At 42.0% G+C, this 13,827-nt stretch carries 10 protein-coding genes; 8 read left to right on the top strand and 2 right to left on the bottom strand.

From position 1 onward, the window contains the following. The first annotated feature begins 18 nt into the window (after positions 1-18). The 5 genes from BQ7997_RS05110 (at position 19) to BQ7997_RS05090 (ending at position 8,035) form a co-directional block, all read left to right on the top strand. The gene (locus BQ7997_RS05110) at positions 19-1,056 is read left to right on the top strand and encodes a BACON domain-containing protein (RefSeq protein WP_159436745.1); all 1,038 of its coding nucleotides are present in this window, start codon (positions 19-21) and stop codon (positions 1,054-1,056) included. 28 nt (positions 1,057-1,084) lie between these two features. Next, positions 1,085-3,088: an FAD-dependent oxidoreductase gene (locus tag BQ7997_RS05105; protein WP_073344192.1), complete on the top strand. Its 2,004-nt coding sequence runs from the start codon at positions 1,085-1,087 to the stop codon at positions 3,086-3,088. An 18-nt stretch (positions 3,089-3,106) separates the two neighbouring features. Further along, on the top strand, positions 3,107-5,062 hold the full coding sequence (locus BQ7997_RS05100) for a sialate O-acetylesterase (RefSeq protein WP_073344806.1): 1,956 nt from the start codon (positions 3,107-3,109) through the stop codon (positions 5,060-5,062). A 9-nt stretch (positions 5,063-5,071) separates the two neighbouring features. Then, positions 5,072-7,255 carry a glycoside hydrolase family 3 N-terminal domain-containing protein gene (locus BQ7997_RS05095; protein ID WP_073344190.1) on the top strand — a complete coding sequence of 728 codons (2,184 nt, stop codon included), beginning with the start codon at positions 5,072-5,074 and terminating at the stop codon, positions 7,253-7,255. 81 nt (positions 7,256-7,336) lie between these two features. Further along, a complete protein-coding gene (locus tag BQ7997_RS05090; protein ID WP_073344187.1) occupies positions 7,337-8,035 on the top strand; it encodes an HAD family hydrolase in 699 nt (232 codons plus the stop codon). Here BQ7997_RS05090 and BQ7997_RS05085 read toward each other — a convergent pair whose 3' ends face one another. After that, positions 8,036-8,809, bottom strand: a complete 774-nt coding sequence (locus tag BQ7997_RS05085; protein WP_073344184.1) for a response regulator transcription factor — start codon at positions 8,807-8,809, stop codon at positions 8,036-8,038. Between the two features lie 87 nt (positions 8,810-8,896). Between BQ7997_RS05085 and BQ7997_RS05080 the strand changes: the two genes are divergently transcribed. Next, the gene (locus tag BQ7997_RS05080) at positions 8,897-9,562 is read left to right on the top strand and encodes a DUF1349 domain-containing protein (RefSeq protein WP_229088067.1); all 666 of its coding nucleotides are present in this window, start codon (positions 8,897-8,899) and stop codon (positions 9,560-9,562) included. 522 nt (positions 9,563-10,084) lie between these two features. Here BQ7997_RS05080 and BQ7997_RS05075 read toward each other — a convergent pair. Then, positions 10,085-11,137, bottom strand: coding sequence for a winged helix DNA-binding domain-containing protein (locus BQ7997_RS05075; protein ID WP_073344181.1), 1,053 nt, complete (start codon positions 11,135-11,137; stop codon positions 10,085-10,087). A gap of 165 nt (positions 11,138-11,302) precedes the next feature. Between BQ7997_RS05075 and BQ7997_RS05070 the strand changes: the two genes are divergently transcribed. Together BQ7997_RS05070 and BQ7997_RS05065 are read left to right on the top strand one after the other, a co-directional pair. Continuing rightward, entirely contained in the window at positions 11,303-12,535 is a 1,233-nt protein-coding gene (locus BQ7997_RS05070; protein WP_097677743.1) for a 3-phosphoshikimate 1-carboxyvinyltransferase, read from the top strand. A 53-nt stretch (positions 12,536-12,588) separates the two neighbouring features. Next, positions 12,589-13,305, top strand: coding sequence for an SDR family NAD(P)-dependent oxidoreductase (locus tag BQ7997_RS05065; RefSeq protein WP_073344178.1), 717 nt, complete (start codon positions 12,589-12,591; stop codon positions 13,303-13,305). Positions 13,306-13,827 lie beyond the last annotated feature (522 nt).

The following is a 13,827-nucleotide window of genomic DNA, read 5'->3' as shown; positions in this document are numbered from 1 at the left end:
CAGTTTTTGAAAATATCAATGATAGTCACATTCGCACTAATCATATTTAGTTGCGATGAAGACAATGAACTATCCGGAAAAATATTCCAAGTGGATAGTGCACAAAACCTGACTGTAAAAAAAAGTGGTGACGAAATATTCATACCCGTAATTTCCACTGACAATTATGTACCTATGTCTTCCGAGTCATGGTGTACCATCGGAGAAAAGGCAGAAGATGGTTTCTTCTTTTCAGTCCATACAAATACATTGGCAACAACAAGAAATGCCGACATTGTTGTGGCTGCCGTAGGGTATCCTTTCTACATTATCAAAGTCACGCAAGAACAAGGCGAGCCTAACTTTTCAATAGCGGATGAGGAGCTGAATAAAACATTTGCACAAGCCGGCGGCGAACTATATGTGACTCTTACCACAAATATAGATTATACAGTAGATCCGCCAATTGACACTTGGTGTAGTATAAGTGATATTACCCCCAACGGCTTCAAACTGACAGCTTCTCCTAATGATGTCACCCAACGAAGAACTTCAATAACGATACATCCCAGTGGAGATTTTCCCAGCGTAACAATCATCGTGAAACAAAGTGGTGATGCAATATTACAAAACGGTTCTTTCCTCAATAACAGCATGGAACATTGGACAACAAGCGGTACAACCGGCCTATTTGGACTGGCTACTGACACATACATTGCAGCAGGATCACCCGTAGGAGCTTATTATCTTAAAAACAACCTCTCCGCAACAAGCGGATTTGAAGGCAGGGTTACCCAAAAACTTACAAATCTGTCCGATGGAGTATACATATTATCTTGTCAGGCAGCCGGTTATCCGGGAAATTCAGCAGCCACTGACGGAGTTTATTTCATTGCGATTGATAAGAATGGAAACGAAACACAACAAAAAATGACATTACCTGGCGGTGGCTGGAAAGAGAATTCCATGCAAGTCAACGTAACAGGAGGAGAATGTACAGTTGGAATCTATGCTAAAGCTGCCGGCGGTAGCTCATCTACCATGTCTTTCAAAGTAATGAACTTTGATTTCAAATAAACAACCAGTAAAAAACTAAATGTGAAATATGAAGAATAAAATAATATTACTATCAATTATATTGATAACCTTAGTCGCCTGCCGTCCACAATCGGCCAAAGAAGTAGATATTTGTATTTACGGCGGCACATCGGCAGGTGTAATCGCAGCCTATACAGCGCAACAATCTGGAAAAAGCGTCTTACTCATCGAACCGGGCCGCCATTTGGGCGGCATGAGTTCGGGAGGATTAGGTTTTACTGACATTGGAAACAAGTATGTGGTACAAGGACTAGCACTGGATTTCTATCGCCGGTTGGGCACACACTATGGCAAATTGGAACAATGGATATTTGAGCCGAGTGTGGCCGAAACCATTTTCAATGACTACATAAACCGCGCAGGTGTTGAGGTCTGGTATGAAAACCGATTGGCCGGTGTAGAAAAGCAAGATAACGCTATCACCTCCATTACCTTGGAGAATAGTAAACATCCGGACAATGCCACCAATCGGAAAGTGCGGGCAAAGATATTTATTGACTGTTCTTACGAAGGAGACTTGATGGCAAGAAGTGGCGTTTCTTATATAGTGGGACGGGAAGCGAATAAGCAATATGGAGAAACATATAACGGAGTGGAGCTAATGGATCGTCATCAATTCCCAGATGGCATAGATCCCTATAGGATAAAAGGTGATTCAACCAGTGGATTGATTTATGGCATCAATTCCGCTCCGGTCAATCCCAATGGAACCGGTGACAAGAAAGTACAGGCATACAATTTCAGGATAACATTAACAAACCGCCCGGAAAATCGGATTCCGATCACCAAACCGGACAATTACGATCCGTCACGCTATGAATTATTGCTACGGCTCAAGGAGTCACGCCCATGGAACAAGCACACAGATGTTTTCATTTGGAGTGATATGCCTAACGGAAAGACAGATATTAATAATTTCGGAGGTTTTTCTACAGATGTAATAGGCGAGAACTGGAACTATCCGGATGCTGACTACGAAGAACGGGCACGAATTTGGAAATTTCATGAAGATTACACCAAAGGACTGCTATATTTCGTGGGACATGACGAACGGATTCCCGAATCAATCCGCAATCAAATGTTGGAGTGGGGTTATCCAAAAGATGAATATGTAGACAACGGACACTGGACACATCAACTATATGTGCGTGAAGCTCGCCGAATGATTGGAGAACTAGTCATGACACAACATCACTGCCAAGGTAGGGAAACTGTAACCGATGGTATAGGCTGGGCAGCTTATACCATGGATTCACATAACTGTGACCGCCATGTTGTTAATGGGATGGTGAAGAATGAAGGAAATGTAGAAATCGGCGGCTTCGGTCCCTATCCTATTTCATATCGAGCCATCACTCCCAAACAAAATGAGGTGCAAAATCTGCTGGTTCCTGTTTGCTTGTCAACGTCACACATCGCATACGGCTCAATCCGCATGGAACCGGTATTCATGGTATTGGCACAATCAGCAGCTATTGCCGCCGGTCAAGCCATTGACAGACATAATAACTGCGTACAAAAAGTAGATGCCCAAGCTGTCCTGAAAGAATTCAGGGACAACCCGTTGGCGGACAAAAGCCAACCGGAAATTCTAATAGACAACCATGACACTCTCCATGTTCAACGTACCGGAGAATGGAAAACTGAAATATGGAAAGCTTATGGCCCCGATTTCTTTTCTGACGATTCCAAAGGAACAAGCCCTAAAGACATACGATATACTCCGACCATACCAGTAGACAACATGTATGAAATATATGCTTATTTCCCCAAAGTGCAAAATGCCACAACACAAACGCACATAGACATTTATGATGGAAATGAGTTACATAAGAAAATCATCCAATCTTCGGATATTATTGTAGAAGGACAGACTTCCGGTGAATGGATTTCTGTCGGACAATACAAACTCTCAAAGGGAATGGATAACTATGTGAGAATTTCGAATGAAGAAGCAGACGGAGTAGTTGTAGCAGATGCAGTACTCTTTATCCCTGCAACAGACAATTAATTGATAAAACGTATAAAAATGGATAGATTTAAAAGATATTATACTTTCTTTTTAATCACATTTTGTTTACTCATCTCTCAAAGCGTCCGGGCAGAAATCAAGTTGCCCGGATACTTCACCGACAACATGATGTTGCAACGTGACGCCCCCGTAAAGATTTGGGGATGGGGGAGCAAAAATGAAACTGTGACAGTCAGTATTCATAATCAGAAAGTGAAAACAAAATGTAAAAAAGACGGCACTTGGGAAATAATTTTATCTTCCTTACCCCATGGTGGTCCTTACTCTCTAACGGTTCAAGGAAAAGAAAACTGTATCAAAATAGAAAATATATTAAGTGGAGACATCTGGCTATGTAGCGGACAGTCTAATATGGAATGGACTGTTGAACAATCAGCCAATTCAAAGCAAGAGATTCAGAATGCCAATTATCCGGAAATCAGGTCATTAAGAGTTCCTAAAGACATCAAAAACAACCCACAGGACAATTTTAGTGCCAAATGGGAGATATGTCTTCCTACCACTGTCGGAACTTTTTCGGGAGTAGCCTATTATTATGCCAGAGCTCTGTATAAAGAAATGCAAATTCCTATTGGAATTATCAACGCTTCCTGGGGAGGAACAGATATTGAGACTTGGATCAGCAACGAAGCTTTCAGGACGCTTCCCGCCGATGTCCAAAAGCAATATAACATGGAAGTCGCCAATAATCTGGAAGAATATATTCGCCAGAACAAGGGACAGAAACAGACTTTTCTGGATGCCATGGAAAACGATCCGGGAATCAACAAACAATGGTTTATTCCCGAATTCAAAACTGTGACATGGAAAGAAATGAGAGTGCCCGGTGAATGGGGAACAACTCCTTTATCATTAATAGACGGACATGTATGGTTCAAATATAATCTGAATTTAACTGCCGCAGAAGCAGGCAGACCCGCCACTCTTTCTCTTGGAACGATTGACGACGCAGATATTACATGGGTGAATGGAACAAAAGTTGGCAATGCCAATGGATGGGATACTCCACGAATCTATTCCATACCTCCCGGTATATTAAAAGAAGGTAATAACAATATCACAGTAAGAGTAACTGACAATGGCGGAAGCGGTGGCATGTGGGGACAAGAAGCGGACATCTATCTGGAAATTGACAAGACCCGTCACTCTTTGGCAGGCAACTGGAAATATCAAACGTCAGTTGCCAATGCGGATTACCATGTATTGGATATAACACCCAATATGGTACATTCTTCACTATATAACACTATGATTCATCCGCTCACTCCTTTCCGAATAAAAGGAGTCATCTGGTACCAGGGAGAGAATAATGTAGGAGCTGGATACAATTACCGGACACTATTTCAAACACAGATAAAAGATTGGCGAACCCGATGGGGATATGAGCTACCCTTCTATTGGGTACAATTGGCCAATCTGTATCCGGAAGATACAAACCCTGTCGAGAGTTCATGGGCAGAACTTCGGGAATCTCAAACTATGGCACTGGAACTGCCACATACAGGGCAAGCCACTATATACGACATCGGGGACGCCCATAATATACACCCTACCAACAAACAGGAAGTAGGCAGACGGTTATCTTTAATTGCCCTACACAAAGATTATGGCAAGGACTCACTTGTTTATAGTGGTCCTACTTTCCAAAATGTTAGTTTTAAAGGGAATAAGGCTGTCATTGAGATGAATACATATGATTCTCCACTAACTGTCCACAATAAGTATGGCTATCTGGAAGGATTCAGCATTGCCGGAAAAGACCGAAAATTTGCATGGGCAAAAGCATTTATTGATGCAGATGGAAAAATCATTATATACAATGATAATATAGCAGAGCCCGTCGCTGTCCGTTATGCGTGGAGTAACAATCCCGCTGCCAATCTATTTAATACCCATGGTCTTCCAGCAGTTCCATTCCGTACGGATAATTGGAAAGGTATCACAGAAAAATAAAAAAATAATATGAAACATATCACCATATTCCTTGTAGGAATAATCATCTCCTCTTCAATCTTTGCCCAACAAAGTTATGAAGTCAAAGCAGACTCTATCATCGGTTTAATGACACTGGATGAGAAAATAGGACAACTCAATCAAATAACCGGTTTCCAGATGGCAACCGGTCCCATTACTAATTCCGGGGATAGACGGAAACTGATCAAAGAAGGGAAAATAGGATCTATGCTGAATGTATGTGGTGAGAAAGCAACTCGTTCCATGCAAGAACTTGCCATGCAATCGCGGTTGCGTATTCCACTTCTTTTCGGATTAGACGTCATTCATGGCTATCGGACCGTATTCCCTATTCCTTTGGCTATGGCCTCCAGTTTTGACACGGAAGCCATACGAAAATCATGCCGTGTGGCAGCACGTGAGTCAATAGTTTCCGGTATTCATTGGACTTTTTCACCAATGTTGGACGTAGCCCGTGATCCCCGTTGGGGAAGAGTGATGGAAGGACCGGGAGAAGATACATACTGGGCCTGCGAAATGGGAAAAGCTATGATTAACGGTTATCAGCAACCCTTCGACGACGGACTCCGGCTAATGGCTTGCGCCAAACATTTCGCAGCCTATGGAGCAGCTATCGGTGGTAGAGATTATAACACTGTGGATATTTCCATGCAAACATTGCATAATGTCTACCTTCCCCCCTTCAAAGTTGCAGCTGAGAACGGAGTAGCCAGTTTTATGTGTTCTTTTAATGAGATTAATGGCGTACCCTCTTCTGGCAATGCATACTTATACGACCTACTTTATAAACAATGGGGATATAAGGGTCTCGTAGTCTCCGACTGGGCTTCCATTTGGGAAATGGTAGTGCACGGTTACAGCAAAGACAGAGAGATGGCAGCAATGCAAGCCATCCAGGCAGGAGTTACTATTGATATGGAAAGTAATATCTATTCCAGTCAATTGAAGAAATTAATAGAAACCGGAAAAGTTCCGGAAGCCACCTTAAATTATGCAGTTCGCAAAGTCTTGGTACAAAAATATCAATTAGGACTTTTTGACAATCCGTATCGATACTGCAACAGCCAAAAAGAAGCGAATGAAATTCTAACGGATTCACACCGGAAAGTAGCATATGAAATGGCTTGCAAGTCTATCATCTTACTCAAAAACGACAGTCTGCTCCCTATTAAGATTCCCCAAAGAGTAGCTGTCATCGGACCGCTAGCCAACTTTCAACGGGCTATGGACGGCAACTGGACAGTAGCTGCCGAAACCAATGTAGCCGTCACTCTACTGGAAGCACTCAAAAATAAGTTTCCACAAGCTGAAATCAGTTTTACAGAGGGGTGTTCCATCTCCGATAACGATAAATCAGGTTTCCCGGCTGCCATCAAGTCAGCCCAAGAAGCCGATTTAGTCATATTGGCTTTGGGAGAAAACTGGGGAATGAGTGGAGAAGCACGTTCAAGAGGTGATCTGCATATTCCCGGAGTACAAGAAGAACTTGCCTGCGAAATCTATAAAGTCAATCAAAACAGTATTACCTTACTAATGGGGGGAAGACCGCTCATCTTTAACCAGATAGCAGAGAAGGCACCTGCCATTCTTTATACTTGGTTTCTTGGGACAGAAGCCGGCAATGCCATGACAGATATCATAACAGGAAAATATAATCCGTCAGCAAGAGTACCTATGTCCTTTCCCAAACATATGGGGCAAATCCCTGTATACTATAATTACAAAAATACTGGTCGTCCGGCAGTAGACAAGGAAGGGAACTACTCAAGTCGTTATATTGATATTGACTACAAACCACAATATCCGTTCGGCTACGGTCTTTCCTATACAACTTTCGAGTACGGCCAACCCGATATCATCATTGATAAAGATTCTATTTCTATCAATATACCCATTCATAATAGCGGTTTAATGGATGGACACGAGCTAATCCAAATATATACCCGGAAATGGTGGGGAGAGTCAACCCGTCCGGTAAAAGAGCTCAAAGCTGTTGATAATGTATTTCTCAAAAAGGGAGAGAAACGGTTGGTTCAACTAAAAATACCTTTTGAACGATTAGCATATTACGGTCAGTCCGGCTGGGAAAAAGCAAATGGAGATTATACCATTATGCTTGGGAGAAATGCAGAGGATATTATTTTCAAAAAAGATATCAAAGTCAACTTATAAGTGATATATTGATTTTTTCTTCTACCTTTGCTCCACAAGATACCCAAGTATCTTCCATATTATGAATTAACGATGAAACCGATGAAAGAACAACCTATTAAAGTCATCGCCTTTGATGCTGATGATACCTTGTGGAGCAACGAACCTTTTTTTCAGGAAATTGAAAAGCAATATACCAACTTATTACAGCCTTATGGTACTTCCGAAGATATTTCAGCCGCCTTATTTCAGACAGAAATGAACAATCTGAAACATCTCGGATACGGTGCCAAAGCTTTTACCATTTCCATGGTTGAGACTGCTTTGCTAATTAGCGGACAGAAGATTTCGGGCACAGATATTCAGCACATTATTGATTTAGGGAAATCATTATTAAAAATGCCTATCGAGTTATTACCCGGAGTACAAGAAACGCTGAAAACACTGAAAGAAAGAGGACAATACAAGTTAGTCGTTGCGACAAAAGGGGATTTGCTTGACCAGGAGAACAAACTGGAACGTTCCGGACTATCCCACTATTTCGACCACATTGAAGTAATGTCCGACAAAACAGAGAAAGAATATATCCGAATGTTGAATATCCTGCAAATCAGTCCTTCAGAACTCGCCATGGTCGGCAATTCTCTGAAATCTGATATTCAACCTGTATTATCATTAGGTGGATATGGAGTGCATATTCCTTTCGAAGTAATGTGGAAACATGAAGTGGTAGATACATTCACACATGCTCATCTGAAACAAGTGAAAAGATTCGATGAATTACTACCCCTGTTTGGATAGTTATAATAATTTCATCAACTCAGCCGCCCGGCACGCTTCAATCGAATTTCCGACAGAAAGTTTCTCCAAAATATTCTGCCGGTGTCGGTTGACTGTATTCACACTGATACAAAGAATAGCTGCTATCTCCTTACTTGACAGCCCTTTGCGTATGCAGCGGAGTATTTCTTTTTCACGTTCGGACAAGATATTTCGATGTTCTTCCGACAGGGACAATGTTTCCACTTCCCCACGTTCCATGTGGGTGATGGTCGAATATATCCCTTGCTCCGTCCGCTGGTCGGCCGACAAAGTATACAGACAAAATATCAGCCACACCCTTCCGGAAGGAGTATTTTCGATGATTTGGACCAGATTATCTATATACTGATATTCCCCTTTCTCATTCTTCATACGCAGTCTGCACCTTCCTCTATACTTCAACCGTTCTTCAGGCGGCACGGCAAACGCTTTCTGAAAGAACTTATATTCCAACAAACGTTTCTCCACCAAATCTTCGGGGTGAATACGTCGATAGATGCAATCCTCATCCATCGAATCAATAACACTTAAGGCGGCCTCTTCCTGAGTTAACCCCAGAAAATGCGCCCACGGATGAACCGTTACATAACTTTTGCGGTTCGAAAGGTCAGAAATTACAGCACATCCGCCATTAATCTCCGTCAATGAACGGACAAAATGCCGATGTTGCTCCACAATTCCTTTGTCTAATACCTCATTAGTTATCAGTTGCGTAACATAAACCTCATCTATTTCCTTTTGTAATACGTCCATCCTGTAAAATGGTTATTATTCAGTATTGCTGCATATGAAGGCATGACCTACCTTTGCACCACAAAGATAATTAAATAAGAAACAACCATGAAACATTTAAAAATCAAAATCATGCCAATAGCCTTATTGGCAATAACAACATCTGTTATGGGACAAAGCCTGAACAAAATGAACTGGCTGAACGAGCCTCAACGATGGGAGATAAAAGAAGGTAACACTCTAGTGATGGACGTACCTACCAAAACCGATTTCTGGCGAATCTCCCATTATGGGTTTACAGTAGATGACGGGCCTTTCTACTATGCTACCTATGGTGGAGAATTCGAAGTGAAAGTAAAGATTACCGGCAACTACGTGACCACTTTCGACCAAATGGGACTGATGCTGCGCATTGACCATGAAAACTGGATAAAGACAGGAGTGGAATTTGTTGACGGCAAACAGAATGTAAGCACCGTAGTGACACACCGGACCAGCGACTGGAGTGTAGTACAGTTACCGGATGCCCCGCGTTCTATCTGGATAAAAGCAATCCGCCGACTGGATGCCGTAGAAATTTTCTACTCGCGTGATGACAAGGAATATATAATGACACGTGTCTGCTGGCTACAGGATAATTGTCCGGTTATGGTAGGATTGATGGGCGCTTGTCCCGACGGTAAGGGATTTACCGCCATATTCGAGGAATTCAAGGTAACCCCGCTGGCAGACCAACGGAGATTGGATTGGGCAAAGAAGCAGCAAAATAAATAAAAGCCTTATCGAATAAATGTTCTATTTTTAAGCTCAACATACAAACAAGTAGATATTAGTTTTACCTGACAGAAGGTTTTCCGCATAAATCATTGCAAGAATATACAGTTTTCAAAGGTACTTTTACATAAAAACAAGTAGAATATACACTTTTCACAGGTTATAAGAAATAGTTTCCCCGGTGTGAAACAAGTTGTTTCACACCGGGGAACACTTTGTTTCATTACGGGAAACACTCTGTTTCTTTAAAAGAAACACATAAAGCCATATTTCAGTGATGTTTCAGCTCTGGTTGGTATTAAAAACAAGCCAATACGAATATTACAAATTAACACAATATACAGCAATATTAAGTAACTTCATCCATTTTCACCTCATTCACCTATCAATATATTTACCATTCACCCATTTTAGCATAATAGAGACATTTACCAAATAGGATTCGCTTCCATTTTTCAGTTTCACCACAACATTGCCTGCATATTTAAGATTATGCAACGATAAAATATGCGTTTTTTAAGATTATCCTAAAAACCGTATGTATCTGTCCTTTTCTTTATCCAATACAGATTCATCCACACAATCACTCTTCCGGAAACTGGAATGTTCTATTATCACACTTCCCTTTTTAATAGATTTACTCCAATTTCCTATGACGTGCCCTTCGTGCAGGACTACCGGATAAAATAACCCATTATTGGTGAACGCTTTCGAATAATGTTCCAAAGGCAAAACATCCGTCCGGTCTTTATACCCAAGCAGATATTCATCATAGGAAGGCAGAAGATGCAGACAACCGGACACTTTCCCACGAGTCCGCGAAGAACTATGAATGTACCATGTCTGACCATTCCACTGTTCAGCGGTCAGTTCCGATTCTATCAGCCAGACCGCCTGTCTGGCTTCCGTTACCGGCAATCCCGACCACCAAATGAAATCCTGCAAAGCGGCGGGAGCATGACTACGGAAATAGCTGCGCGCCAAACGGGCCAATGCCTCATCTTTCGTTAGTTCGGGCATTGGCGGCACGCGTTCTTCCAAAAGTGCATATGTACATTTTCCTCCCTTATCCTCTCCACTACAAACGATACCTACTTGTTCCGCACGTGTCATAAAGCGGGTCATACGATGATTATCCGCTACAATCCCCGAACGGTTAAAATGTTCGGCAATCTCCTGTCGCGTCAGACTTTTCTTCCCACAAAGGATCTTCTCCAACAGATTATGGCTCTTCGTATAGAGTTCCTCGGAAATCTCCAGGTCATGTCCTTTTGCATAAGACTCATTGGCTGCTATAATGCGCCCCGCCGAAAGCTTCAGCATCCAACGGATATCCTCGGCTGTCACCAGATGCCATGTCGGCCGCATCACGTGAGTCCGCAGAATCTCACCTTCCTTCAAGGCCTTTTCCACGGTCTGAAACGTTGCCGATTTCAAACGCATTCCTACTGCCCACTTCACCATGGGATAATTCTGTGCCTGCATAGCTCCCATCCAGGACACAAGTTCCTTCGGTTGGCAGAAAAGAGGATTCAATAATTGCTGGTTCCGCAAACGGATATCCGGTATTTTCATTAGCTTCCTTTTTAAATATGATTGTAATTCGTCACGAATATAGCATTTATTTCAAATACGATTGTAATTTCCCTATTCCAAATTTTCTATTCTTTTTCTGACCATATAGCTGCATATATAGCAATTTATGCCTATTTTTGTCATCGCAAACCAAAGAAGATAGAAATGATGCTCTATAAACTCATCCCTCCTCCAGTGGTAAAAGCAACTATCCAGTTGCCGGCTTCTAAAAGTATCAGCAATCGTGCGTTAATAATTAACGCGTTGGCTAAAAGTAGTTATCCACCGGAGAACCTGTCTGATTGTGACGACACACGGGTGATGATAAAAGCCCTTACCGAAGGAAAGGCAACCATTGATATTATGGCTGCCGGAACCGCCATGCGCTTTCTGACCGCCTATCTGAGTGTAACTCAGGGAGAACGGACCATCACCGGTACGGCACGTATGCAACAGCGTCCGATACAGATACTGGTCGACGCGCTTCGTGAACTGGGAGCTGATATAGAGTATGTCTCCAATGAAGGATACCCGCCTTTATGTATCAAAGGGGCAGAACTGAAAGGAAATGAAATTACGCTGAAAGGAAATGTCAGTTCCCAATATATATCTGCCCTGTTGATGGTAGGTCCGGTACTCAAAGACGGATTGACTTTACATTTGAACGGAGAGATCATTTCCCGCCCTTATATTAATCTTACACTGCAACTGATGCAGGATTTCGGAGCCAGAGCGGCATGGACTTCCCCGAATAGTATCTCCGTTGCTCCTCAACCCTATCAGAGCGTTCCTTTCAAAGTAGAAAGTGACTGGAGTGCGGCTTCTTACTGGTATCAGATTGCAGCATTATCTTCAAAAGCGGAAATTGAGTTATTGGGATTATTCCGTAACAGTTATCAGGGAGACAGCCGGGGAGCAGAAGTTTTCTCACGACTGGGAATAACAACCGAATTTACCTCACAAGGCGTCAAACTAAAAAAGACAGGCAAAGCACCGGAAAGACTGGAAGAAGACTTTATTGACATACCTGATCTGGCACAGACGTTTGTCGTCACTTGTGCCATGATGAACATTCCTTTCCGCTTCACTGGACTACAAAGCTTGAAAATAAAAGAAACCGACCGTATTGCCGCCCTGCGAACCGAGCTTAAAAAGCTGGGATACGTTATCGAAGAAGAGAATGACAGCGTATTGATGTGGAACGGTGAGCGATGTGAACCGGAAGAAATTCCGATTATTGCCACCTATGAAGACCATCGGATGGCAATGGCATTCGCTCCGGCAATTATCTGCCACCCTACCATGCAAATCGCCGACCCGCAAGTCGTTACCAAATCATATCCGGGATATTGGGAAGACTTGAAGCAAGCCGGATTTCAGGTTATAAACGAAGACTAACACCGCCCCGTTACAGTGGAGATCTCAATAAAGATACAAGAACTATAAAAAACATGAAGAAAATAATCATTATAGGCGCAACTTCCGGCATTGGCCGCGGGCTGGCGGAAGCGTATGTTCAAGAAGATTGCCTCATAGGAATTACCGGTCGCAGAGAAAACCTGCTACAAGAGATATGTGTCCGGAATAAAGATAAACTATTCTATCAAGTATGCAACATCACCGAAACGCATACCACTATCCAATGCCTGGAAACACTCGTACAAAAAATGGGTGGAATGGATATACTGATAATCTGTGCCGGCACAGGAGAGCTCAATCCCGAGCTTTCTTACCAACTGGAAGAACCGACTTTATTGACCAACGTAATAGGATTCACCAACATAGCCGATTGGGGATTCCGCTATTTTGAACAGCAGAAGAGCGGGCATTTAGTCACTATCTCTTCCGTAGGCGGTACGCGTGGCAGCGGTGTCGCACCTGCCTACAATGCATCGAAAGCCTATCAAATCAACTACATGGAAGGGTTAAGGCAGAAAGCAACCAAATCCCCCTACCCCATCCATACAACAGATATCCGTCCGGGATTTGTAGATACAGCGATGGCTAAAGGAGAAGGATTGTTCTGGATTACTCCGGTAGACAAAGCCGTGAAACAGATAAAAAGAGCTATTCACAAAAAAAGAAAGGTAGCTTTCATTTCCAAAAGATGGAAATATATAGCTATATTATTCCGTCATTTACCGGCTGCCATTTATTGCCGGATGTAGCGACTGATAATAGTTTATACGGATATCGGTATCTACCGGATTTCAGCCATGTCTGTAATCCTTCCCAAACATATTGCCCCAATAATGACGACTGACTCATAACCAAACAAGATTAATGCAATAAGAGAGGATTTTAAGAATAAGTAATTAATGATGGAAGAATAAGTTCTTTCAGAACTAGGGTGATTTATAAATTAGAATTAACAATACAAATATATAATATATTTTAATATATCACGCTCATTTATAGAAAATATATCAAATTCGGGTGCATTATTTCTTATTTAAAGCACAATAATACGTATTTCATATTCAATTCTGCTATAAACACATCTCTCATTTCCTTGAATATTATTATTCTATCAAGTAAAAACAGCCGGTTGGCAAATATCAAAAAAGGTAGATAACAAGTAGAAAATACAGCGTTGTAAAGGAGCGGATTCCGGAGTTTAAAGTTTCAGAACCGTTATTATATATCAGGATAAGTTCTGAAAGGACTTATTAAGAAGTTACTCCGGACAC

The sequence above is a fragment of the Bacteroides congonensis genome (genome assembly GCF_900130125.1).
In the GTDB taxonomy this organism is placed as follows: Bacteria; Bacteroidota; Bacteroidia; order Bacteroidales; family Bacteroidaceae; genus Bacteroides; species Bacteroides congonensis.
This window is presented reverse-complemented; position numbering and strand designations above follow the sequence as displayed.

Coding starts and splice junctions, on each gene's coding strand:
- BQ7997_RS05090 (WP_073344187.1), top strand. CDS start 7,337: ATGAAAGAACAACCTATTAAAGTCATCGCCTTTGATGCTGATGATACC.
- BQ7997_RS05075 (WP_073344181.1), bottom strand. CDS start 11,137: ATGAAAATACCGGATATCCGTTTGCGGAACCAGCAATTATTGAATCCT.
- BQ7997_RS05085 (WP_073344184.1), bottom strand. CDS start 8,809: ATGGACGTATTACAAAAGGAAATAGATGAGGTTTATGTTACGCAACTG.
- BQ7997_RS05100 (WP_073344806.1), top strand. CDS start 3,107: ATGGATAGATTTAAAAGATATTATACTTTCTTTTTAATCACATTTTGT.
- BQ7997_RS05105 (WP_073344192.1), top strand. CDS start 1,085: ATGAAGAATAAAATAATATTACTATCAATTATATTGATAACCTTAGTC.
- BQ7997_RS05065 (WP_073344178.1), top strand. CDS start 12,589: ATGAAGAAAATAATCATTATAGGCGCAACTTCCGGCATTGGCCGCGGG.
- BQ7997_RS05110 (WP_159436745.1), top strand. CDS start 19: ATGATAGTCACATTCGCACTAATCATATTTAGTTGCGATGAAGACAAT.
- BQ7997_RS05080 (WP_229088067.1), top strand. CDS start 8,897: ATGAAACATTTAAAAATCAAAATCATGCCAATAGCCTTATTGGCAATA.
- BQ7997_RS05095 (WP_073344190.1), top strand. CDS start 5,072: ATGAAACATATCACCATATTCCTTGTAGGAATAATCATCTCCTCTTCA.
- BQ7997_RS05070 (WP_097677743.1), top strand. CDS start 11,303: ATGATGCTCTATAAACTCATCCCTCCTCCAGTGGTAAAAGCAACTATC.